This is a genomic window from Rhizobium sp. NFR12, from assembly GCF_900108545.1.
Lineage (GTDB): Bacteria > Pseudomonadota > Alphaproteobacteria > Rhizobiales > Rhizobiaceae > Neorhizobium > Neorhizobium soli.
In genome coordinates, this window is sequence record NZ_FNWM01000001.1 from 305,486 (window position 1) to 327,064 (window position 21,579).

At 62.0% G+C, this 21,579-nt stretch carries 21 protein-coding genes; 15 read left to right on the forward strand and 6 right to left on the reverse strand.

Going from position 1 to position 21,579, the window contains the following annotated elements; translation table 11 throughout:
- Nucleotides 1–3 precede the first annotated feature (3 nt).
- The 4 genes from BLW69_RS01445 (at nucleotide 4) to speB (ending at nucleotide 3,756) form a co-directional block, all read left to right on the forward strand.
- A complete protein-coding gene (locus BLW69_RS01445) occupies nucleotides 4–774 on the forward strand; it encodes an amino acid ABC transporter ATP-binding protein (protein WP_092659446.1) in 771 nt (256 codons plus the stop codon).
- Between the two features lie 50 nt (nucleotides 775–824).
- Nucleotides 825–1,658, forward strand: a complete 834-nt coding sequence (locus BLW69_RS01450) for an ABC transporter substrate-binding protein (protein ID WP_062581841.1) — start codon at nucleotides 825–827, stop codon at nucleotides 1,656–1,658.
- 145 nt (nucleotides 1,659–1,803) lie between these two features.
- Nucleotides 1,804–2,682 carry a polysaccharide deacetylase family protein gene (locus BLW69_RS01455; RefSeq protein WP_092659448.1) on the forward strand — a complete coding sequence of 293 codons (879 nt, stop codon included), beginning with the start codon at nucleotides 1,804–1,806 and terminating at the stop codon, nucleotides 2,680–2,682.
- Between the two features lie 21 nt (nucleotides 2,683–2,703).
- Nucleotides 2,704–3,756, forward strand: a complete 1,053-nt coding sequence (gene speB / locus BLW69_RS01460; RefSeq protein WP_092659450.1) for an agmatinase — start codon at nucleotides 2,704–2,706, stop codon at nucleotides 3,754–3,756.
- A 4-nt stretch (nucleotides 3,757–3,760) separates the two neighbouring features.
- Here the strand turns inward: speB and tsaA are convergent, their stop codons facing one another.
- A complete protein-coding gene (tsaA, locus tag BLW69_RS01465; protein ID WP_092659452.1) occupies nucleotides 3,761–4,288 on the reverse strand; it encodes a tRNA (N6-threonylcarbamoyladenosine(37)-N6)-methyltransferase TrmO in 528 nt (175 codons plus the stop codon).
- Nucleotides 4,289–4,510: 222 nt separating this feature from the next.
- Between tsaA and BLW69_RS01470 the strand changes: the two genes are divergently transcribed.
- Entirely contained in the window at nucleotides 4,511–5,830 is a 1,320-nt protein-coding gene (locus BLW69_RS01470) for an Nramp family divalent metal transporter (RefSeq protein ID WP_062581848.1), read from the forward strand.
- Here BLW69_RS01470 and BLW69_RS01475 read toward each other — a convergent pair.
- A complete protein-coding gene (locus BLW69_RS01475) occupies nucleotides 5,802–7,016 on the reverse strand; it encodes a LysR family transcriptional regulator (RefSeq protein WP_092659454.1) in 1,215 nt (404 codons plus the stop codon). The two genes, BLW69_RS01470 and BLW69_RS01475, sit on opposite strands and share 29 nt — an antisense overlap.
- Nucleotides 7,017–7,191: 175 nt before the next feature.
- On the opposite strand from BLW69_RS01475, the gene BLW69_RS01480 reads away from it, so the two are divergent.
- From BLW69_RS01480 to minE, 7 genes are all read left to right on the forward strand, one after another.
- Nucleotides 7,192–8,568, forward strand: a complete 1,377-nt coding sequence (locus BLW69_RS01480; RefSeq protein ID WP_092659456.1) for a dihydroorotase — start codon at nucleotides 7,192–7,194, stop codon at nucleotides 8,566–8,568.
- Nucleotides 8,569–8,572: 4 nt separating this feature from the next.
- A complete protein-coding gene (locus BLW69_RS01485) occupies nucleotides 8,573–9,811 on the forward strand; it encodes a Zn-dependent hydrolase (RefSeq protein WP_092659458.1) in 1,239 nt (412 codons plus the stop codon).
- 13 nt (nucleotides 9,812–9,824) lie between these two features.
- Nucleotides 9,825–10,913, forward strand: a complete 1,089-nt coding sequence (locus tag BLW69_RS01490; RefSeq protein ID WP_092659460.1) for a DUF917 domain-containing protein — start codon at nucleotides 9,825–9,827, stop codon at nucleotides 10,911–10,913.
- A 350-nt stretch (nucleotides 10,914–11,263) separates the two neighbouring features.
- Complete coding sequence (locus tag BLW69_RS01495; protein WP_092659462.1) at nucleotides 11,264–12,916, forward strand: urocanate hydratase; 1,653 nt, start codon at nucleotides 11,264–11,266, stop codon at nucleotides 12,914–12,916.
- Between the two features lie 91 nt (nucleotides 12,917–13,007).
- The gene (gene minC, locus BLW69_RS01500; RefSeq protein WP_092659464.1) at nucleotides 13,008–13,811 is read left to right on the forward strand and encodes a septum site-determining protein MinC; all 804 of its coding nucleotides are present in this window, start codon (nucleotides 13,008–13,010) and stop codon (nucleotides 13,809–13,811) included.
- Nucleotides 13,812–13,864: 53 nt separating this feature from the next.
- Complete coding sequence (gene minD / locus BLW69_RS01505) at nucleotides 13,865–14,680, forward strand: septum site-determining protein MinD (protein ID WP_062461610.1); 816 nt, start codon at nucleotides 13,865–13,867, stop codon at nucleotides 14,678–14,680.
- Nucleotides 14,677–14,940 (forward strand): cell division topological specificity factor MinE, encoded by a 264-nt coding sequence (minE, locus tag BLW69_RS01510; protein WP_062461607.1) that lies wholly within the window; start codon nucleotides 14,677–14,679, stop codon nucleotides 14,938–14,940. The genes minD and minE overlap by 4 nt, the downstream gene beginning before the upstream one ends.
- Before the next feature lie 5 nt (nucleotides 14,941–14,945).
- Here the strand turns inward: minE and BLW69_RS01515 are convergent, their stop codons facing one another.
- Nucleotides 14,946–15,596 carry a hypothetical protein gene (locus BLW69_RS01515; protein ID WP_175487236.1) on the reverse strand — a complete coding sequence of 217 codons (651 nt, stop codon included), beginning with the start codon at nucleotides 15,594–15,596 and terminating at the stop codon, nucleotides 14,946–14,948.
- 24 nt (nucleotides 15,597–15,620) lie between these two features.
- A complete protein-coding gene (locus BLW69_RS01520) occupies nucleotides 15,621–15,839 on the reverse strand; it encodes a hypothetical protein (RefSeq protein ID WP_062461605.1) in 219 nt (72 codons plus the stop codon).
- 275 nt (nucleotides 15,840–16,114) lie between these two features.
- On the opposite strand from BLW69_RS01520, the gene BLW69_RS01525 reads away from it, so the two are divergent.
- From BLW69_RS01525 to BLW69_RS22660, 3 genes are all read left to right on the forward strand, one after another.
- Nucleotides 16,115–18,160, forward strand: a complete 2,046-nt coding sequence (locus tag BLW69_RS01525; protein WP_092660957.1) for an NAD(+) synthase — start codon at nucleotides 16,115–16,117, stop codon at nucleotides 18,158–18,160.
- Nucleotides 18,161–18,270: 110 nt separating this feature from the next.
- Complete coding sequence (locus BLW69_RS01530) at nucleotides 18,271–18,966, forward strand: superoxide dismutase (protein ID WP_092659466.1); 696 nt, start codon at nucleotides 18,271–18,273, stop codon at nucleotides 18,964–18,966.
- Nucleotides 18,967–19,007: 41 nt separating this feature from the next.
- A complete protein-coding gene (locus tag BLW69_RS22660; RefSeq protein ID WP_092659468.1) occupies nucleotides 19,008–19,163 on the forward strand; it encodes a hypothetical protein in 156 nt (51 codons plus the stop codon).
- 33 nt (nucleotides 19,164–19,196) lie between these two features.
- Here BLW69_RS22660 and BLW69_RS01540 read toward each other — a convergent pair whose 3' ends face one another.
- Both BLW69_RS01540 and BLW69_RS01545 read right to left on the reverse strand, forming a co-directional pair.
- Complete coding sequence (locus BLW69_RS01540; protein ID WP_092660959.1) at nucleotides 19,197–20,222, reverse strand: acyltransferase family protein; 1,026 nt, start codon at nucleotides 20,220–20,222, stop codon at nucleotides 19,197–19,199.
- Between the two features lie 34 nt (nucleotides 20,223–20,256).
- Complete coding sequence (locus BLW69_RS01545; protein WP_082476449.1) at nucleotides 20,257–21,570, reverse strand: O-antigen ligase family protein; 1,314 nt, start codon at nucleotides 21,568–21,570, stop codon at nucleotides 20,257–20,259.
- Nucleotides 21,571–21,579 lie beyond the last annotated feature (9 nt).

The following is a 21,579-nucleotide window of genomic DNA, read 5'->3' on the forward strand; positions in this document are numbered from 1 at the left end:
GACATGACGAAAGATATTCTGGTCAAGGCAATCGACGTCACCAAGAGCTTCGATGCGTTCAAGGCGCTCGACAAGGTCAGCCTCGAAGTCCGGCGCGGCGAAGTCGCCTGCATCGTCGGACCCTCCGGCTCCGGCAAGAGCACGTTCCTGCGCTGCATCAACCTTCTGGAGCGGATGGACGAAGGTGCCATCTGGGTCAATGACGAGCTGATGGGCTATCGCCGCGAAGGCGACAACCTGCATGAACTGGCGGACAAGGAAATTTCCCGCCAGCGTCGCCGCATCGGCATGGTGTTCCAGCGCTTCAACCTGTTTCCGCATCAGACGGCTGTCGAAAACGTCATGGAAGGACCGGTCCAGGTTCTCGGCCAGCCGGTCGCCAAGGCGCGCGAGGATGCGCTTGCGCTTCTCGCCCGCGTCGGCCTGTCCGACAAGGCGAACCATTACCCTTCAGAACTTTCCGGCGGCCAGCAGCAGCGCGTCGCGATCGCCCGTGCCATGGGCATGCAGCCCGATCTCATCCTGTTCGACGAGCCGACGTCTGCGCTCGATCCGGAACTGGTGTCTGAAGTGCTCGACGTGATGAGGGATCTGGCGGCGTCCGGCATGACCATGATCGTCGTCACCCATGAAATGGGGTTTGCACGCAACGTTGCGAACACCGTCACGTTCATGGAAGCGGGCAAGGTCGTCGAAACCGGCCCTGCTTCGGAAGTGTTGTCGGCGCCGAAAAGCGCGCGCACCGCGGAATTCATCCGGGCAGTCCATAACTGACCGCCTTCACGTTCAACCAGTCGACCAAAAACAAGAGAACAGGGGATATCATGACCAAGACATTCGCAATCGTCGCCCTCGCAGCCGTTGCTGCGGCCAGCTCGGTTTCAGCTCAGGCCCTGCCGGAGCGTATCAAGACCGCCGGCAAGATCGTCGTTGCCAACACGCCGAACTATCCGCCGATGGAATACAAGGACCCGGCCACCAACACGCTGATGGGCCTCGATATCGATCTCGGCCTGGCGCTTGCCAAGCAGCTCGGCGTGACTGTCGAATGGTCGGATATCGGCTTTGAACAGATGGTGCCGTCGGTTGCCACCGGCCGCGTCGACATCATCCATTCGGGCATGAGCGATCTGCCGAAGCGCCGCGACGCTCTCGATTTCGTCGACTACATGAAGTCCGGCGCCCAGTTCTATACGACGGCGGCCCGCAAGGATGAACTGAAGTCCGAAACCGATCTCTGCGGCAAGAATGTCGGCATGAGCCGCCGCACGTCCTTCCCGGACGAAACGGCAAAGTGGAGCGCTGCCAACTGCGAAGCCAAGGGCCTGCCGGCCGTCAAGGTCGTCGGCACTGAAGGTTCGGCCGATGCCCGCACCCAGCTGAAGCAGGGCCGCGTCGATGCCGCCGTCCAGGGTTCGGAAACCGTTCCCTACCTGATGACGCTCGAGAAGGGTGCGTATGTTTCGATCGGCGCGCCGTTCACTGCCATCTACCAGGGCATCGGTTTCTCCAAGAAGGACACCGAACTGCGTGACGCCTATATCGGCGCGATGAAGGCCCTGATGGCCAGCGGCGAATACAAGACGATCCTTGCCAAGTGGAACCTGGAATCGGCTGCCCTCGACGGCATCTACGTCAACAGCGAAGCCCAGAAGTAATCTTTCACGTGTCGCAGAACGGGTGCCTCCGGCCTGATCTCCTTCAGGCCGGACGGTCGGCGGACCAGTCCGTTTTGCATCGGAAGCCGGGCTATCTGTTCAGCGGTGGCCCGGCTTTGCATTCTTCCCGACCGGAGGTTTTATAATGCCCTTCGACCTTTCCCCCCGTCCGCTCAATCCGGCGCCTGCCACACCCGACATGGTCTGGCCGAACGGCGCGAAAAGCGCCGTCTTCATCGGCTTCGACGTGGACGCGGAAACCGCCTGGATCGGCAACAACCCTTCCAATGTCGACCGCATGGTGACCACCTCTCATGGCGGCTACGATGCCCGCGTCGGCATTTCGAAAATCGTGTCGCTGATGAATGAACTGTCGCTGCCGGCGACCTTCTTCATTCCCGGCTGGACGGCATTGGCGCATCCGGCCCAGTGCGAAGCGATCCTCAAGGCCGGCCACGAGATCGGCCATCACGGCTATCTCCACAAGCTGCCCGACCGCGACAAGCTCGACGAGGCCTTCGAGGAAATCGATCGCGGCTACGAGGCGCTGCACCAGGTGCTCGGCGTGCGGCCGATCGGCTACCGCGCGCCATCGGGTGAGAATTTCCCGGAACTGCTCGCCTATCTCTCGAAATCCGGCATGCGCTATTCCAGCTCCTTCCGTGACGACATTCTGCCCTACCGGCATGCGGATCATGGCGGCGAGCGCGGCCTGGTCGAGATACCGGTCAATTTCGCCTTCGACGACTGGAATTTCGGCATGACGAGCCGCACCAGTTCACGGCCAATCTTCGGACGCGACGCGGTGCTGCAGATGTGGATTGACGAATTCGAGGCGACCCATGCCTGGGGCGGCGTCACGACGCTGGTCCTGCATCCGCAGGTTTCGGGACGGCCGATGCGCTGGCATCTGCTGCGCGATTTCCTCATGCATGTGCAAAGCAGAACCGATGTCTGGATTGCCACGGGCGCCGAGATATCGGACCATTTCGACGCGCTGGAAGTGGCCCGCGCAGAGCTTTAAGAAAGACCTGGAGAAACCGACATGACGTTCGACACGAAAAAGCTGGAAGAGCTGAGAGCGAAATACGGCGAAGGCCACGGCGGCAGCATCCATGATCCGGAATTTCGCGCCGTCGCCGACCGGATCTTTTCCGCAAGCGGCACGCGGTCGGCCCCCTATGCGGGCGTTCCGACGCTTCTCGATGCGCCGCTCGTCCACATCGATGCGGACAATCCGGATTTCGGCGATCTTCAGGTGGCGCTGATCGGCGTGCCGATGGATCTCGGCGTCACCAACCGTCCGGGCTCCCGCTTCGGGCCGCGGGCGCTTCGCACGATCGAGCGCGTCGGTCCCTATAACCATGTTCTCAAGACTGCGCCGACCTTCGAGATGAAGGTGGCCGATATCGGCGACGTGCCGTTTCGCAGCCGCTACCGGCTGGAAATGAGCCATGACGATATCGAGGCGCATTTCAACAAGGTGATCGATGCGGGCGTGATCCCCTTGTCGGTCGGCGGCGATCATTCGATCACGCATCCGATCCTCAAGGCGGTCGGCCGCGACCGACCGGTCGGGATGATCCATATCGACGCCCATTGCGATACGGGCGGCGCCTACGATCTCACCAAGTTCCACCATGGCGGCCCGTTCCGCAACGCGGTTCTCGACGGAGTGCTTGATCCGACGCGGGTCATCCAGATCGGCATTCGCGGCGCGGCCGAATATCTGTGGGAGTTCTCCTTCGAAAGCGGCATGACGGTCATTCATGCCGAAGAGATCGGCAAGATGGGCATCGATGCCGTTATCGCCAAGGCGCGCGAAATCGTCGGCGATGGCCCGACCTATCTGTCCTTCGATATCGACAGCCTCGATCCGGCCTATGCGCCCGGCACCGGCACGCCTGAGATCGGCGGGCTGACGAGCCGTCAGGCGCTCGATATCCTGCATGGGCTGAAGGGTCTGAACTTCGTCGGCGGCGACGTCGTCGAAGTGGCGCCGCAATACGATACGACCACCAACACGGCCCATGCGGGCGCTCAGATGCTGTTCGAAATCCTCAGCCTGATCCGTTTCAGCCCGGCTCTGAAGGGCTGATTTCTCACGCCTTCTGACAGTAATGCGCCGTCGGTGCATTACTGTCAGGCTCGGCTTCGCCTGGCTGCGGCGACACGATCGGCTTGAACAGGCTCCGGTCGGGCTTGAGATCAAGAAGCGGCGTGCCGTCGAGGCAATCCATGCCGCGCACCAGAAGCACATTGCCCTCGATGCCTTCGAGAACCACAATCGACGTCCCGATCGGGTTCGGCCGGACAGGAGAGCGCAGCGAGAATGTGCCGTGCACCTTGCCGCTGCTGGCGGGGCTCTGCAGAACCAGATCGCGGCGCGCCTGGTGCAGCCAGTAGAGAATTTCCAGCCTCTCGAATGTCTCGACGCCCTTCAGGGCCGCAACCCATGGCTCGAATATCTCGATCCGGCAAATCGGTCCGGTATGGCTGCCCTGACGCGGCGTTTCGCTGCGTGCGGTCCAGGGGGTCGAAATGCGTCCGATGAAGATCAGCCCCGCATCGTTCGCCTCCGGCGGCGTGACCTGAACCTCGTTCTCGCGGATGCCGTTATCCTGCGCCATGTCATTCTCCGATCAACTGGTTCTGCTCCACGTTTCGCGAAGCAACCAGATCTCCCCAGCATGGCCGAAATACTGCTGTTTCGCAAAATGTGAAGCTGCGCGGAACAGTTTCCCTGTTTCCGGATTTCTTATTGCGAATAATTTGCAACTACGATCTTTATGTGCGAATGAATTGCAATTGCAACAACGAGAGCACGATCGACGATGGATATCCGATCCCGAATGAATTCCAGCGGCTGGCTCAAAAGCGGCGGTGATGCCTCGCTGATGGATGTTCATCGCTCGATCCCGGTGCGCGGACAGGGATCGAAGCTCCGGCGGGCGTTCGCGTTCTTCGGTCCGGGTTATCTCGTCGCCGTCGGCTACATGGATCCGGGCAACTGGGCGACGTCGCTCGCCGGCGGTTCGCAGTTCGGTTACCTGCTCCTGTCGGTCGCACTCTTGTCGAACATCATGGCGATCGTGCTGCAATCGCTCTGCGCCCGGCTGGCGGTCGCTTCCGGCCGCGATCTCGCCCAGGCCTGTCGCGACGCATTCCCGCGTCCCGTCGCCTACATGCTCTGGCTGTTTGCCGAAATCGCCATCATCGCCACCGATATTGCAGAGGTGATCGGCACCGCGATCGGTCTCAACCTGATCTTCGGGATCCCGCTGGAGATCGGTGTTCTCATCACCGCGCTCGACGTCTTCCTCATTCTCTACCTCCAGAAGCTCGGCTTCCGGTTCCTGGAAGCCTTCGTCATCGGCTTGCTGGGCGTCATTACCGCCTGTTTCGCCATCCAGATCGCCATGGCCGATCCGAACTGGGGCGAGGTCATTCGCGGCTTTGCGCCGACCACCGAGATCGTCACCAATCCCAACATGCTCTATCTGGCGCTCGGTATTCTCGGCGCCACCGTCATGCCGCATAACCTCTATCTGCATTCCGGCATCGTCCAGACCCGCAATTACGGGGATAGCGTCGAGGAGAAGCGGGAGGCGATCAAGTTCGCGACGATCGACAGCACCGTCGCCTTGATGTTCGCGCTTCTGATCAACGCATCGATCCTCATTCTGGCGGCCGCCGCTTTTCATGCCAACGGCCATACGGCGGTGGCGGAACTCGGCGACGCGCACAATCTTCTCTCACCGGTTCTCGGCTATGCCATCGCGCCGACGCTGTTCGGGATCGCACTCCTCTGCTGCGGCCTGAATTCCACGGTTACAGCGACCTTGGCGGGCCAGATCGTCATGGAAGGGTTCCTGCATATCCGGCTGGCAGCCTGGGTGCGGCGGCTGATCACCCGCGGCATCGCCATCATCCCGGCGGCAGCGGTCACCATACTCTATGGCGATGGCGGCACGGCGGAGCTTCTGATCCTGACGCAGGTCGTGCTCAGCCTGCAACTGTCCTTCGCAGTCTTCCCGCTGGTGATGTTCACGTCCGACAAGCGCAAAATGGGCGTGTTCGTCGCGCCGCTCTGGCTGCGCGCCTTTGCCTGGCTGATCGCCATCGTCATCGGCGCCCTCAACATCAAGCTGCTGGTGGATTTCGTCCTGTAACCGGAAAAGTCATCGAGCCCAGAATGTGTTCGGCCGTGCGGGCAATCGTCTCGACGGCCGCGCCCTTTTTCCAGGCAAGTGACAGATGCATGTCGTAGGCCTTGGGAAGCGCGATGGCCGCCATCCGCTCGTCCGGCTGCGGAATGGCCCAGAGCGGAAGAAGCGCGATATAACCGTGATCGCTGACCAGATTGGCGATGACGGGAATGGAATCGATTTCGACAAAGGTCAGTGCCGCCCGTTCGTCCGGGGTCAGGATGTCCTCGGTCAGCAACCCGAATTTCTGCCGCAACCCGCTTTTCAGGCTCGGCAGCGCGATTGGATGGCGCAGCAGCAATTGCCGCAGGTCGCCACGATGGTCAGCGATCACGTCGGCTGCTCCCACCATGGCAAGTCCGCTGCGCGAAATCACCCGGTGTTCGACGCCGGGCGGCATGTCGAGCGTGTCGACCAGCACGAGATCGTAGGTCCGGTCGGTAATGCCGGACAGCAGCTCCTCGGCATTGGTGCTGGAAATATAGAGCGGCCGTCGCGGCATGTGCTTCGGCCAGTCGGCGGCGAGCTTTGCGAGGATCCGGGCAATCAGGCTTTCGCGTCCAAGCGGCGTCACGGAACCGATGCGGGTCGTCGATGCGGCACGCCGGAACCGGTCACCCGCATGGTCTGAAATCTTCAGCCAGATCGCTTCGAGCTCTTCTCCGAGAGCGATCACCCGTTGCCCGCTCGCATTGGGAACAGCGCCGGCGGCTGCCCGGTCGAGAAGGGGAAGGCCGAGATCCCGCTCAAGACTGCGGATCTGCCGCGTCAGTTGCGGCTGGCCGATGCCGATCTCCTGCGCCGCCCGCCTTATGCTGCCGCTGCGGCCGACCACGAGGAAACGCTGCAGCGCCAGAAGCGGTACGGAAAGCCGGGCTCCGTCTTCGGGCGAGCCGTCTTTGTCGCCGAGACCCGAGAGCTCGCCAACGAGCATGGCCGCACGCTGCAGATCGCGACCGATCCTGACGCCTTCAAGCGTGGGCTGGATGCGGTTGCCTGATGTCGTCGTCAGCGGCGTCGCAATATGAAACTGCAGCCGCGCCAGCGCGGCGGAGACGCTGGAGACGGGCCGATCCAGCACCTTCGCCGTTTCACGGATGCCGCCCAAGGCCAGCACATGATGGGCGATCAGCAGCGAGGCAAGGTCCATGGCGGCTTCCGGGTGAGCATATAAGAGGATGACAGCAATGATATCGTGCGTTCACGATATGGGATATCCCTCTGCCCATCAAATTCTCCTAGTCTGCCCTCCCAAGCGGTTCCGATCGAACGCGCGCCTCAAGGCTCAAGGGCTCAAGGCTTCAAGGCTTCAAGGAGACAGGCCGATGTCGGATTTCGATCTTGTTCTGAAAGGCACGCTGGTCCTTGCCGACCGCATCGTTCCCCAAGGTTATGTGGCAGTCCGCGACGGTCTGGTTGCGGCTGTTGGTCAGGGCCAGATGCCGTCCGCCCGCGAAAGCCACGATCTCGGCGCATCGCTGATCCTTCCGGGTGCTGTGGATGCGCAGGTGCATTCGCTTTCCCAGAAGAACCAGGAGGATTTCATCTGGTCGACCCGCTCGGCTGCTGCCGGTGGCGTCACCACCATCGTCGACATGCCCTATGACGAGGGCAATCTCGTCTGCTCGGCCGATGCGGTGCGCCGCAAGGCGGCCCATGCGGAGACGCAGGCCAGGGTCGATTTCGCGCTCTATGGCACGGTCGATCCGCAGGAGGGCGCGGTGCGCATCCGCGAACAGGTGGAAGCCGGTGTCGCGGCCTTCAAGTTCTCGACGTTCGGGACAGACCCGAAGCGCTTTCCGCGCATCTTTGCGCCGCTGATGGCCGAGTGCTTTGCTGCGATCGCGCCAACCGGCCTGACGGCCGGCGTCCACAACGAGAACGACGAATATGTCCGCTGGGCGATGGCTGAGGTGAAGGTCTCCGGCATTACCGATTACCGTGCCCACGAAATGTCGCGTCCTCCACTGACCGAGCTTCTGGCGATGACCGAGATCTACGAGATCGGTGCGGCCACCGGCTGTCCGGCCCATGTGGTGCACTGCTCGCTCGGTCGCGGTTACGAGATCGCCGCCGGTTACCGCGCGCAGGGGCATCGCGCCACGGTCGAGTGCCTGATCCATTACCTGACGCTCGACCAGGAAATCGATGCGAGACGGCTCGGCGGCAAGTCGAAATGCAATCCGCCGATCCGGCCGCGGGCGGAGGTGGAAAAGCTCTGGCGACATCTGGCGGCCGGCAATGTCACGCTTCTCTCCACCGATCACGTCAGCTGGTCGCTCGACCGCAAGACCAATCCGGACATGCTTGCCAATGCCTCCGGCCTGCCGGGTCTCGAAGCCATGGTGCCGCTGTTTATCAAGGGCGCACTCGAACGCGGTGTGTCACTCACCTGGGCCGCGAGGCTGATGGCGCTCAATCCCGCCCGGCATTTCCGCATCGATCACGTCAAGGGCGCGCTGGAAGTCGGCAAGCACGCCGATATCGCGGTGCTGACGGCGGAAGAGCATGTGTTCGACGCATCGAAGACCGGCAACAACGTTGTCGGGTGGTCGCCCTATGACGGAATGACCTTGCCCTACAAGGTGGCCGGAACCTATCTTCGCGGCGCACTCGCCTATGACGGATCGACGGTGCTGGCGCAGCCCGGCAACGGCCGGTTTGTGCGGCCCCAGGCCAACCTTTCACTTCAGGATTTTTGATCGCATGACATCCAATCTCGCCGTCAACACCGACCGGATCGCAGCCGATATCGAAGCGCTGGCAGCAATAACCGAGCCGGACCGGCCCTGGACGCGCCGTGCCTTCACGCCGATGTTTCTCAAAGGCCGCGCCTACGTCGAAAAGATCTTTCGCGAGGCGGGCCTCGAGACGCAGATCGATGCCGCCGGCAACATGACCGGGCGCCGCAAGGGAACGGTGGAGGGCAAGGGCACGATCATGCTCGGGTCGCATTCGGATACGGTGCCGAACGGCGGCCGGTTCGATGGCATTGCCGGGGTGATTGCTGGTCTCGAAGTGGCGCGTTCGCTCAAGGATGCCGGCATCGCGCTGGAACACGATCTGGAAATCGTCGATTTTCTCGCCGAGGAAGTCTCGATCTTCGGTGTGTCCTGCATCGGCAGCCGCGGCATGACCGGCGTTCGGCCGCCCGAATGGCTGGAGCGCAGCACCGATGGTGTCACGCTCGCAGACGGCATCCGTCAGGTCGGCGGCGATCCGGACACCGTATTCACGCGCACCGATATCAAAGCCTTCCTCGAACTGCATATCGAGCAGGGCACGGTGCTGGAGCGCGAAAACGTCGATATCGGCATCGTCGGCGCCATCACCGGCATTTCCCGTTTCGAAATCCTGGTGGAAGGCCGTGCCGATCATGCCGGCACCACCCCGATGAATGCACGCTATGATGCGCTGGGGGCCGCATCGATCATCGTGCTCGGCATCGAAGAGATCGCCCGGGAGCTTGCGTCGGGCAAAAGCTATTTTGCCGGCACCGTCGGCGAGTTCTCGATGGAGCCGAACGCCGCCAATGTCATCCCCTCGCATGTCCGCATGCTGATCGATGCGCGCGCCGTCGATGACGCGGTGATGGACGAATTCGTCGCTTCCGTCACCGCGCTTTGTGCACAGACGGCCTCGGAGCGCAGCGTGACGATCGCCGACCCGCGGCGGGTGTCGCATGCGGCGCCGACGCCGATGTCGGACATGGTGACCGGTGTGCTTGCCGAAAGTGCGCAGCGGATCGGCGCGACCAGCCGGCCGATGGTGTCGGGCGCCGGTCACGATGCGGCGTTTCTGTCCAAGGTGGCGCCGGCTGCGATGATCTTCATTGCCAGCAAGGATGGCCGCAGTCACGCGGCGGAAGAATGGTCTGACAACGACGATATCGCGCTGGGCGCTGCCGTTCTCTTCGAAGCGGTGCTGGAACTGGACAAAAGATAGAGGGAAAACCGGGATGGGTCGCATACTGACGGAGAAGGATGTCGAGGCGGCGGTTCGCGGCGGCTCGGTCTATGCGGCGGGCGGCGGCGGCTGGTCGGATCACGGCCGCATGCTCGGCTATGCGGCCGTCTCGGTCGGCAGGCCCGAACTCGTGACGATCGACGAGCTTTCCGACGACGACTGGGTGGCGACGGCTGCCGCGATCGGCGCACCGGCCTCGACCACCGCCTGGGAAATGCAGGGCATCGACTACGTCAAGGCCGTGCAGCTGCTGCAGGATGCGCTCGGCGAAAAGGTTGCGGCGCTGATGATCGGCCAGAACGGCAAATCCTCGACGCTCAACGGCTGGCTGCCATCGGCCATCCTCGGGACCAAGGTGCTCGATGCCGTGGGCGACGTGCGCGCCCATCCGACCGGCGACATGGGCTCGATCGGCATGGCGAATTCGCCCGAACAGATGATCCAGACGGCAGTCGGCGGCAACCGGGCGGAAAACCGCTACATCGAACTCGTCGTGCGCGGCGCCACCGCCAAGGTCTCGCCGATCCTTCGCACCGCCTCGGACATGTCCGGCGGCTTCATCGCCTCCTGCCGCAATCCGCTGCGCGCTTCTTACGTGCGCGACAATGCAGCTCTCGGTGGCATCAGTCTTGCTCTCACGCTTGGCGAGGCGATCATCGAAGCCGATGCCAAGGGTGGATCCGCCGTCATCGACGCGATCGTCAGGACCACCGGCGGTACGATCATTGGCGAGGCGGAGGTCACCGCCAAATCGGTCGTCTATACCAAGGAAGCCTTCGACGTGGGCACCATCACGCTCGGATCCGGTGATAGGGCGATCACCCTGCATGTGATGAATGAATACATGGCGGTGGATGACGCTGGCGGAAACCGTCTCGCGACCTTCCCGGATATCATCTCGACGCTGTCTCCGCAGGGCGAACCGATGAGCGTCGGTCAGTTGCGGGTCGGCATGCGGGTGTTTCTACTGCATGTGCCAAAGACGCTCATTCCGCTGTCGTCCAGTGTCAAGGATCCGTCGGTCTACCCGATCTGCGAGACGGCACTGGGGATCAGTATTGCGGATTATGCGCTGGGGTAGGGTCGGAAAGACCCCGCCCCAAACCCCTCCCCACAAGGGGGAGGGGCTTAACCTGCCGCACCGTCACAGCCTTTTTGGGGCGAGATGGTGCCACACGTCCTCTCCCCCCTCGTGGGGGAGATGGCCGGCAGGCCAGAGGGGGTTTGGCTTGCCCCTCACCCTAACCCTCTCCCCGCTTGCGGGGAGAGGGGACGTGCCTCGATCGGGGCGGGGAGCGTGCGGCATTGACCCTTCTCCCCGCGAGCGGGGAGAAGGTGGCGGCAGCCGGATGAGGGAGCACGCAGCGCAGCAACGCGACGAGACAACAGGTGAGGGGCAAAGTCCCCGACATCAAAGAGGACACGACCCACATGCCAAAGCCCAACCCGCGCCATCCGAACTTCCCGATCCCCGGCGGGCCTGAGCTGCGCGCAAAGGGCTGGCGGCAGGAGGCTCTGCTGCGGCTTCTGGAAAACGTGCTTTCAGTCGGCGAGGATCCGGACAATTTGATCGTCTATGCGGCGCTGGGCAAGGCGGCGCGCAACTGGGCGGCGCATGAGGCGATCGTTAGAGCACTGAAGACGATGGACGAGGATCAGACGCTGATCATCCAGTCCGGCAAGCCGGTCGGGTTGCTCAAGACCCATGACAAGGCGCCGCTCGTCATCATGGCCAATTGCAACATCGTGGGGCAGTGGGCGAAGGCCGAGTATTTCTACGCGTTGCAGGAAAAGGGGCTGATCTGCTGGGGCGGGCTGACGGCCGGGGCGTGGCAGTATATCGGCAGCCAGGGTGTCATTCAGGGCACCTATGAAATCTTCATGCGGATCGCCGAGAAGCGTTTCGGCGGCTCGCTTGCCGGTCGCTTCATCCTGACGGCAGGTCTCGGCGGCATGGGCGGCGCGCAGCCGCTCGCCGGTCGCATGGCGGGCGCTGCGATCCTGGTGGTTGATATTGATCCGGAACGGGTCGCCAAGCGCCGCGAGATCGGGTTTCTCGATGAGGTCGCGCCGGATCTCGATACGGCGCTTGCGATGATCGATGCGGCAGTTCGTGACAAACGCGCTGTCTCGATCGGTCTCGTCGGCAATGCCGCCGACATCTACCCGCAGATCGTCAAGCGCGGCATCGTGCCCGATATCGTCTCCGACCAGACCTCGGCGCACGATCTGGTCTATGGCTATGTCCCGAAGGGGATGAGCCTTGACGAAGTCCGCCGGCTACGCAAGGAAGGCCAGGGCCAGTTGATGGCCGCGAGCCGCGCCTCGATTGCCGATCATGTCCGCGCCATGCTGGCCCTGCAGGAACGGGGTGCGGAAGTGTTCGACAACGGCAACCTCATCCGCACCCAGGCGCGGGAAGGTGGCGTTGCCAACGCGTTCGATATTCCGATTTTCACCGAAGCCTATCTGCGGCCGCTGTTTAGCAAGGCGATCGGGCCCTTTCGCTGGATGGCGCTATCGGGCGAAGATAGCGATATCGCCCGCATCGACGATCTCGTGCTCGAGCTTTTCCCGGATAATTTCATCGTCACCAACTGGATACGGCTGGCGCGCGAAAACGTGCCCTTCGAGGGCCTGCCGGCGCGCATCGCCTGGCTCGGGCATGGCGAGCGCACGAAGCTCGCGTTGGCCGTGAACGCGCTGGTCGCAAGCGGCGAACTTGCCGGGCCGATCGCGTTTTCGCGCGACCATCTCGACGCCGGCGCCATGGCGCATCCCAATATCATGACCGAAAACATGAAGGACGGATCGGATGCGATCGCTGACTGGCCGCTGATCAACGCGATGACGATGTGCGCGTCGATGGCGGACCTTGTCGTTATCCATTCGGGCGGCGGCGGCTATGCGGGTTACATGACATCTGCCGGTGTCACGATCATTGCCGATGGGACGGAAAAAGCCGCCGAACGGCTTGAACATTCGATCACCAACGACACCTCGCTCGGCATTATCCGCTATGCGGATGCCGGCTATGACGAGGCGATCGAGGCTGCCGAAACGGCCGGCCTGAAATTGCCGTAGAAAGGGTCTTCGTTAAAGCTTTGAAGGGGTGCGTTAACCTTTTGTTAACCACCCCGGCGCTACATCTAACGTCAACGATTTGTTTACGTAGATGACCAAAGTGCTAACAGACGCTCGCTCAATCCGTATCAAGGGCCGCTCGTTTTTGGCGGTCGTCTTGTCCCCCGATCTGCCGCTCGACAACTGGCTCTCGCGCCTTGACGATCTGGCAGCCCGCTCGGCCGGCTTCTTTCTCGACCGGCCGGTCGTGCTCGATATTTCCGAGGTCTCGATCGACAAGATCGAGCTGAAGGACCTGCTCGAACAGCTGGCCGAACGCAATGTCCGGATCATGGGTATCGAAGGCGCTCGCCCGTCGATGCTTGGCCCCGGCATGCCGCCGGCGATGCGGGGCGGCAAGGCTGCATCCGATTTCGAAATCCCGGACAAGGCAAGCGATAAGTCGGCTGAAGAAAGCTCCGGACAAGTTGGCGTTGCTACCAAGCAAGGTGCCAAGCAGCCGGAAACGGATACCGACAGTCAGCTCCGCAACGAGCCGATCAAGGTTGCCGAGGTCCGGCCGGTCATCCAGTCGCTGGTGATCAACGAGCCGGTTCGCTCCGGTCAGTCGGTCATCTTCGCGGAAGGTGACGTGACCGTTATCGGTTCGGTTGCCTCCGGTGCCGAAGTGATTGCTGGCGGTTCGGTGCATGTCTACGGCGCAATACGCGGCCGAGTCATGGCTGGATCATTGGGGAATGCAACGGCGCGGATCTTTTGCCGCAAGCTCGAGGCCGAACTGGTCGCGATCGACGGCATCTACAAGATGGCCGAGGACATGGACGCAAGCCTTCGCGGGCAGCCGGTCCAGCTCTGGCTCGACGGCGACATCATCATGGCAGAAACGCTCAGTTAAGAAATGAAAAAAAGCAAATGATAACGGGCCGGCAGGACACAGGAGAGATTGGTATGGGGAAAGTCATAGTTGTGACTTCGGGCAAGGGAGGGGTCGGCAAGACGACCTCGACCGCGGCCCTCGGCGCGGCGCTCGCCAGCCGCGGCGAAAAGGTCGTCGTCGTCGATTTCGATGTCGGGTTGCGTAACCTCGATCTCGTCATGGGTGCCGAGCGCCGGGTCGTCTACGACCTCGTCAACGTCATCCAGGGCGATGCGAAGCTTCCGCAGGCCCTGATCCGCGACAAGCGCCTCGACAACCTGTTCCTGCTACCCGCCTCGCAGACACGCGACAAGGATGCCCTGACATCCGAAGGTGTCGAGCGCGTGATGGCCGATCTGAAGCGCTACTTCGACTGGATCATCTGCGACAGCCCTGCCGGCATCGAGCGCGGTGCAACGCTTGCCATGCGCCATGCGGATATGGCCGTCGTGGTCACCAATCCGGAAGTCTCTTCGGTGCGCGACAGCGACCGCATCATCGGTCTTCTCGATTCCAAGACGCTCAAGGCCGAAAACGGCGAGCGGATGGAAAAGTATCTTTTGCTGACCCGCTACGACGTCAACCGTGCCGAGCGTGGCGACATGCTGAAGGTGGACGACGTTCTGGAAATCCTGTCGATCCCGCTGATCGGCATCATTCCGGAAAGCATGGATGTGCTGCGCGCCTCCAACATCGGTGCACCGGTGACGCTGGCCGACGCCAAGAGCGCTCCGGCCCAGGCTTATTTCGATGCCGCGCGGCGTCTCGCCGGCGAGGTCCTGCCAATGACCATCCCGGGCGAAAAGCGCGGTCTCTTCGGCAAGATCTTCGGAAGGAAGGCCGCATGAACATGTTCCGCCTTTTCAACAGGCCGAAATCGGCGCCCGCGGCCCGCGAGCGTCTCCAGGTACTGCTTGCTCATGAACGCATGGTTGTCGGCACCGATCTGGTCGCCGTGCTGCGCGAGGAAATTCTGGCCGTCATCGCCAAGCACGTCCAGCTGGACGCCGACCGTGTGACGGTAAAGATGGATCGCGACGAACACTGCACCATTCTGGAGATCGACGTCGAGATCCCGCTCAATGCGAGCGCCCAGGCCGCAGCCTGAACGACCTAACGAGTTAGCCTCCCAAGGCTGGTTTGAAAGGCGGGTATGTCCGGCGGGACATGCCCGCCTTTTGCGTCGTCCCAGCGGACTTCCAGATGGCCGCCGAGCGCCCGGACGCCCTTGTCGATGGCTTTGAAATCCGGGTAGCGGCTCTTGTATCCGCGGGTCTGGAAATACTGGCCGGTGCCGGCCTCTTCATCCATATCGCGCATGATCCACCGGATCGCGTAGCAGCGGCTTCGCAGCTGATCGAGCGCCGGAATGCCTGTCAGCTTGTAGGGCTTCCGGCTGCGGCGAAAACCGTAATAGCGGGCCGCCGCCTGGATCCGGTCCCAGCTGACGCCCGGAAACGCGTCGCAGATCTCTTTCCGGTCTGCGTCGGGATAGAGCCTGCGCAATTTCTGCCGGGCCGACCATCCCCAGGCCTGCCGGCGTGGTGCAAGACCCAGTCTCTGGCAGCGTGTCTGTATGGCCTTTTTCGACCGGGCATGCAGAACCTGGCTTATGGCAAAGTAATCGGGATGAAAGATCCGGCAGATCAGGTCTTCCTCATCCGTCCAGAGCTTGTGTCCGCTGATGGTGAAGCCCGAACGCAGTATCTTCAGTCGTGTCCGCTCTGTGACAGCTAAGTCTTTCGCAAGCTGCGCCAGGTCCATTGCAGGGCCCTCTGACGCCGGCGGCTATGGCTTCTTGACGTTCAGCGCCCGGAATGAGTTGAACGTTCCTCCCTTGTCGGTGAACAGGTCCACAAGCGGCTTCGGCAGACCGTTCAGCTCCCGCAGCTTGAGCGCGAGGAAGGCAAATTCCAGCTTGAGGCGATCGATTTCCTGCGCCCGGGCATCGAGAATGCGTGCCTCGATCTCAGCTTTCTGGCGAAGAAGATCATCCAGTACGGACATGACAACGCTCCAAAATATGACGTTTGAATTTGGCTTTCTTGAAAAATTGCATGCGGGAAAAACCGTGTGCGGTCACACGTTCGGACAAGCTGTCACGGAAATTCGATTTTGCCAATCGCCGTCGCCATTTCCAACGTCACCCGATTCTGATGTCGCTATGCTGGCGCGTGTTTACAGAGGTGCTATACAGGCCAATGATTTAGGGAGGCGTCTCGGGCAGTCGCAAATGCGAGACGTCACGATCGCGGCCAATGACCATGCCTTCGGAGTGCCAGATGAATTTCCATTCGCCCTATAGCCACGGCTTCATTCGCGGCGCCGCCTGCACGCCCGTCTGCGAACTCGGCGACCCGGACTTCAACGCGCGTGCAACGCTCGACCTCGCCCGTGAAGGTCACGCGCGCAGCGTTGCGCTGATGGTGTTTCCGGAGCTTGGCATTTCCGGCTATTCGATCGACGATCTGCTCGGCCAGGACGTTCTACTCGATGCGGTCGAAAGCGCGCTCGCAACGATCGTCGAGGAAAGCAAGGCGCTGCTTCCCGTGCTTCTTGTCGGCGCACCGCTGCGTCACGAAGGACGTCTGTTCAACTGCGCCGTCGTCATCCATGCAGGCCGCATTCTCGGTGTGGTGCCGAAGACCCATATCCCGAATTACCGCGAATTCTACGAGAAGCGCTGGTTCGCATCCGGCCGCAGCGTGCGCGACATGATGATTTCGGTTGCCGGACAATCGGTGCCCTTCGGCATCGATCTGCAGTTTGCCGCTGAAAATATCCGCGATTTCATCTTCCACGTGGAGATCTGCGAAGACGTCTGGCTGCCAGCGCCGCCGAGCGATTTCGGCGCCATGGCCGGTGCTCTGATCCTCACCAACCTGTCGGCCAGCAACATCACCGTCGGCAAGGCGGAGATGCGCAAGCTGCTTTGCGCCACCCAGTCGGCGCGCAACTTTGCGGCCTATCTCTATTCGGCGGCCGGCCCCGGCGAATCCACCACCGATCTGGCCTGGGACGGCCAGGCCTGCATCTACGAACTGGGCGATCTGTTGGGCGAGACCGAGCGGTTTCCGGCCGGCCCGCAGATGTGCGTCGCCGATATCGATGTCGAGCGGCTGCGTCTCGAGAGAATGCGCACCGGCACGTTCAACGATGCCGCAACGCTGCATCTGACGGCAGGCAAGACGTTCCGGCGCGTCCTGTTCGACTTCGAGCGGCCGCAAGAAACGCTTGATCTGGAGCGGGCCATCCAGCGCTATCCGTTCGTGCCATCAGATCCGAAGCGGCTCGACCAGGATTGCTACGAAACCTTCAACATCCAGGTCCAGGGCCTGATGAAGCGGTTGAAATCGACCGGCATCAAGCGGCTCTGCATCGGCATTTCGGGCGGCCTCGATTCGACCCATGCGCTGCTGGTCGCTGCCAAGGCCTATGACCAGCTCGGCTGGCCGCGCACCGATATCCTCGGCTTTACCATGCCGGGCTTTGCCACCGGCGACGACACGAAGTCGAATGCCTGGGCGCTGATGCGCGGCATGGGCATTACGGCCGAAGAGGTCGACATCAAGCCTCTCTCGACCCAGCTCCTGCACGATCTCAAACATCCGTTCAGCGGCGGCGAGCCGGTCTATGACGTGACGTTTGAAAATGTGCAGGCGGGTCTGCGAACCGATTTCCTGTTCCGCGCCGCCAACCAGCGCAACGCGCTTGTGCTCGGTACCGGCGACCTGTCGGAGATCGCGCTCGGCTGGTCGACCTACGGCGTCGGTGACCAGATGAGCCATTACAACGTCAACGCTTCGGTGCCGAAGACGCTCATCCAGCACCTCATCCGCTGGGTCATCGAGGCCGAGAGCTTCGATGACGAAACCAATGCAACGCTGCAGCGCATCCTCAACACGCTGATCTCGCCGGAACTGGTGCCGGCGGGCGCCGATGGCGCCATGCAGAGCACGGAAGACAAGATCGGCCCCTACGATCTGCATGATTTCACGCTCTACTATCTCACCCGTTTCGGCCTGAAGCCGTCGAAGATCGCCTATATGGCGCTGCAGGCCTGGAAGGATGCCGGCGCTGGCGCCTGGCCGTCGCATTTCCCGGAGGAGAAGAAGCGGCAGTTCGATCTGCCCGTCATCAAGCGCTGGATGGAGACGTTCCTGTTCCGGTTCTTCACAATCAGCCAGTTCAAGCGCTCCGCATCGCCGAACGGGCCGAAGGTGACATCCGGCGGATCGCTGTCGCCGCGCGGCGACTGGCGGGCGCCGTCGGATGGCAACGGCCGGATCTGGATCAAAGAGCTCAATGACAACGTGCCGGACGCATGACGTCCGTGCTCCGCAATACGCAATTGTCAGGCGGAATCGGCGAAATCGGGAAACCGATGGGCGCCTAAGGGGTTGTTCCTTCCAGAGACAACAGGGAAGGAGCTCAATTCATGGAACTCAACCGTCGAACCGTTCTCACCGCAACCGCTTTCACAGCGGCCGCTGCGGTGTTTCCAATTCCCAATATTGCACGGGCCGCCGCGCCGTTTGCACAGCCGAAGCTGCCATTCGGCGAGGGCGATCTGGCACCCGTCATTTCCGCAAAGACCGTGGGCCTGCATTACGGCAAGCATCACAAGGCCTATTTCGACAAGCTGAACACGCTGTCGACCGGCACCAAGTATGCCGACATGGATCTTGAGGCGATCGTTGTGGAATCAGCCAAGTCCGATGCCGATGCGGACAAGAAGATCTTCAACAATGCCGCCCAGGCCTGGAACCATGTGGCCTACTGGGATCAGTTCGTTCCCGGTGGCCCGAACCGGCCGCAGGGCGAGGTTGCAACGACGATCAACGAGACGTTCGGCGACTATGATGGCTTCATCAAGCGCGCCGTCGATATCTCGGATACCGTGTTCGGCACCGGCTGGGTGTGGCTTACCCGCGACGATGCCGGCAAGCTGGCGCTGATCGGCTATGAAGACGGCAATAACCCGATCGCTGTCGGTCGCCCCGCCTATCTCGGCATCGATATCTGGGAGCATGCCTATTACGTCGATTACGAGAACCGCAAGCCGGAGCATATCCGTGCCGTTCTCGACAAGCTCGTGAACTGGCGTGCGGTCGAGGAACGCATGGCAGCCTGAGGCTGCAACGTTCCCTTTAGTCAACAGAGAGAGGAGTGCCCATGGCGCAGGATCCATTTGAACCCGTACCCGGCCCAATCCCGCCAACACCCGCTCCGCCGGTCCCTCCGATCGGTGAGCCGGAGCCCGACAGGTTGCCGGATGAAGATCCGGTGCCGAACCCGGATGAAAACGACGATCCGCCGCAATACGCCTGAGTTAGCGGCTCACCACGAAGAACGGACGGCCGGTCAGGGGATCGGCCGTCTCTCCGTTTGCTTGGCCGGAAAACGCCACAGGCCTGTCCGCTTTCCCCTCACCAGTGCCTGCATCGGCCGTTCCAGCGCCTCATAGGCGAGGACACCGATCAGCGTGCCGGCGACCACCGCGATCGTGGTTGCCGCGACAGGCGGCAGGGCTGCGGAGGAGAGGATCTTGACCGCGACCGACACAGCAAACGTATGCCAGATGTAGATCGAGTAGGACGCATCGCCGAGATAGGCGAGGGCAGGGATCTTCGGCACCGAGCGGCTTTTTTCAAGGCTGAGCGCGCCGGTCACCAGCATGATCGCAAGCGGTCCACAGGACCATGCATCGAATTCCAGCTTGAAAATCTGGATCGCCGCGAACCCGGCGATCGACAGGCAGATCAGCGCCAAGCCGATCGGGCCCGGAGGCACTGCGCCGCGCTGCCAGAGTTTCGCAAGCGCTGCACCTGCGACGAATTCCAGAATGACCGGGGCTGTGTAGAAGGCGAGCGACGGATTTTCGGGCGGCATGACGAGGCCGATTGCGACAAGCGTTCCGAACACCAGCGCCAGCAACGGAAGCCGGGCCGATGGGCGCGCAAACAGGGTGAGCGCAAACACGGCGTAGAAGAAGATCTCGTAGTTCAGCGTCCAGCCCTGCACGAGGACAGGCCACAGTGCGCCGGTGCTGGGCGAGGCAACGGGCAGGAACAGCAGCGAGCCCAGCACATGCGGCAGGCTCAGCACGAGGTTTGGAAACGCACCGGCGAGGGCGCCGGCGATCATCAGAAGTGTCGCCGCCCAGTAGATCGGCACGATGCGCAGCAGCCGGTTTTTGAAGAACTTGCCGGGACTTGCCGAGCGGGCGTCGCTGATCGCCATCATGATAAAGCCGCTGACAACGAAGAACACGTCGACACCCGCCGCACCGATGGTGAAGTGCAGGCCGCTTTTCTCGCCGGCATGAAACAGCACCACGGCCAGCGCCGCAAAGGCTCTCAGATACTGGATCGAATAGAGAGTAGGCATTGTCTTCACGTCCTTCGACGCCCGTTTGGGCGTGTCAGCCTGCCGGAATGCCCGGTTCGCCATTTTGCCCGCGCTCGGGCCCCGTGGGTGAATTCGGCATGAAACCGTATTGAGGGCGGTCCGCCTTTGCCTTGACCGGCCTGACCGCCAGCGTCAGACGACCGGCCATGAAGTAGAACAGGAAAGACCCGACCTGGTATGGGTTGAGGATGTCGATCTCCACGAAGGACCGAATCACAAGCAGGGTCGACAGGCCGACAAACAGCAGCGATTCCGGCGTGCGCGAGATGGTCAGCAGCCGTTTCAGATGGCCGGTGAGGCAGGCGATCAGGATGAAGACAAGCAGGCCCGTGCCGATGATGCCAGTCTCCACCATGCTTTCGATATAGGTGTTGTGGAAATGGAAACCGCTGCGGCCGGTGATGAAGAATTCCTGCCAGAGGCGTTCGGCCTCGGAGGCGCCTGGAACCCAGTATCCCTGGTAGCCCATGCCGATGATGGGAGACTGTGCAGCGGCGGCAATGCCCTGCTGCCACAGATAGGTGCGGCCCGTCAGGGTCGAGTCCTTGCCGAACACGCCGAGGATCGCATCCATCGCGCCAAACTGCAGCGCACCGACGATGCCGGCAAGCCCGAACACGAGCGCAATCGCAAAGAAGCCGCGTCGGTGCTTCGGCGAAAAGAACATGAACCCCTGCAGGCCGATGCAGAGCGCCACGACACCGGCCGTGGTGATGACAGAGGTCGCAGATTGCGAGGCGAGGAGGCAATAGGCCGACAGGAGCGCGCCGCCGCCGGCACCGATCATCCAGATGCCGCGCATGCGAAACAGCATCACCGCCGCATAGGAGAAGATCACGCCGAGCGACGCGAAGAAACCCAGCTGGTTCTTGGAGGAAAATGCGCCGACGAAGCTGAACGTATTGTCCATCGCGTCCATCAGATAGGTGCCGAACAGGATCGAATAGACGAGCACGATCCCGGTTCCGATCAGGCCGCCGCGCAGTAGCGTCTTGGTGCTGAGCATCCGCATGGCAATCAACGCGCAGACGATATGCGTCAGATACTGGATGGCCGTGCGCAGCGACACGCCAAAGGCTGGCGACCAGAAAGCGGAGATGAAGCAGAAGATGCCGAACGAGAAGATCCAAAGAAACCGGGAATAGCGGCCCAGCACCCGTCGGTAGTCGGTCACGACCGGAAGGAACCATACGCCGTAATAGGCAAGGATCGAGATCTGCCCGAACCTGCTCGAATAGGCGAAGACGAAAAAGGACAGCGCGACAGCGGCAATCCCGTAGATCTCATTCTTCTCCGGGTCGATCAGGGACGACTTGGCAATCTTCATCCGGTTACC

What these genes read in the sequence shown, in the direction of transcription:
- BLW69_RS01445 (WP_092659446.1), top strand. Translation starts at nt 4, where the DNA reads ATGACGAAAGATATTCTGGTCAAGGCAATCGACGTCACCAAGAGCTTC.
- BLW69_RS01450 (WP_062581841.1), top strand. Translation starts at nt 825, where the DNA reads ATGACCAAGACATTCGCAATCGTCGCCCTCGCAGCCGTTGCTGCGGCC.
- BLW69_RS01455 (WP_092659448.1), top strand. Translation starts at nt 1,804, where the DNA reads ATGCCCTTCGACCTTTCCCCCCGTCCGCTCAATCCGGCGCCTGCCACA.
- speB (WP_092659450.1), top strand. Translation starts at nt 2,704, where the DNA reads ATGACGTTCGACACGAAAAAGCTGGAAGAGCTGAGAGCGAAATACGGC.
- tsaA (WP_092659452.1), bottom strand. Translation starts at nt 4,288, where the DNA reads ATGGCGCAGGATAACGGCATCCGCGAGAACGAGGTTCAGGTCACGCCG.
- BLW69_RS01470 (WP_062581848.1), top strand. Translation starts at nt 4,511, where the DNA reads ATGAATTCCAGCGGCTGGCTCAAAAGCGGCGGTGATGCCTCGCTGATG.
- BLW69_RS01475 (WP_092659454.1), bottom strand. Translation starts at nt 7,016, where the DNA reads ATGGACCTTGCCTCGCTGCTGATCGCCCATCATGTGCTGGCCTTGGGC.
- BLW69_RS01480 (WP_092659456.1), top strand. Translation starts at nt 7,192, where the DNA reads ATGTCGGATTTCGATCTTGTTCTGAAAGGCACGCTGGTCCTTGCCGAC.
- BLW69_RS01485 (WP_092659458.1), top strand. Translation starts at nt 8,573, where the DNA reads ATGACATCCAATCTCGCCGTCAACACCGACCGGATCGCAGCCGATATC.
- BLW69_RS01490 (WP_092659460.1), top strand. Translation starts at nt 9,825, where the DNA reads ATGGGTCGCATACTGACGGAGAAGGATGTCGAGGCGGCGGTTCGCGGC.
- BLW69_RS01495 (WP_092659462.1), top strand. Translation starts at nt 11,264, where the DNA reads ATGCCAAAGCCCAACCCGCGCCATCCGAACTTCCCGATCCCCGGCGGG.
- minC (WP_092659464.1), top strand. Translation starts at nt 13,008, where the DNA reads ATGACCAAAGTGCTAACAGACGCTCGCTCAATCCGTATCAAGGGCCGC.
- minD (WP_062461610.1), top strand. Translation starts at nt 13,865, where the DNA reads ATGGGGAAAGTCATAGTTGTGACTTCGGGCAAGGGAGGGGTCGGCAAG.
- minE (WP_062461607.1), top strand. Translation starts at nt 14,677, where the DNA reads ATGAACATGTTCCGCCTTTTCAACAGGCCGAAATCGGCGCCCGCGGCC.
- BLW69_RS01515 (WP_175487236.1), bottom strand. Translation starts at nt 15,596, where the DNA reads ATGGACCTGGCGCAGCTTGCGAAAGACTTAGCTGTCACAGAGCGGACA.
- BLW69_RS01520 (WP_062461605.1), bottom strand. Translation starts at nt 15,839, where the DNA reads ATGTCCGTACTGGATGATCTTCTTCGCCAGAAAGCTGAGATCGAGGCA.
- BLW69_RS01525 (WP_092660957.1), top strand. Translation starts at nt 16,115, where the DNA reads ATGAATTTCCATTCGCCCTATAGCCACGGCTTCATTCGCGGCGCCGCC.
- BLW69_RS01530 (WP_092659466.1), top strand. Translation starts at nt 18,271, where the DNA reads ATGGAACTCAACCGTCGAACCGTTCTCACCGCAACCGCTTTCACAGCG.
- BLW69_RS22660 (WP_092659468.1), top strand. Translation starts at nt 19,008, where the DNA reads ATGGCGCAGGATCCATTTGAACCCGTACCCGGCCCAATCCCGCCAACA.
- BLW69_RS01540 (WP_092660959.1), bottom strand. Translation starts at nt 20,222, where the DNA reads ATGCCTACTCTCTATTCGATCCAGTATCTGAGAGCCTTTGCGGCGCTG.
- BLW69_RS01545 (WP_082476449.1), bottom strand. Translation starts at nt 21,570, where the DNA reads ATGAAGATTGCCAAGTCGTCCCTGATCGACCCGGAGAAGAATGAGATC.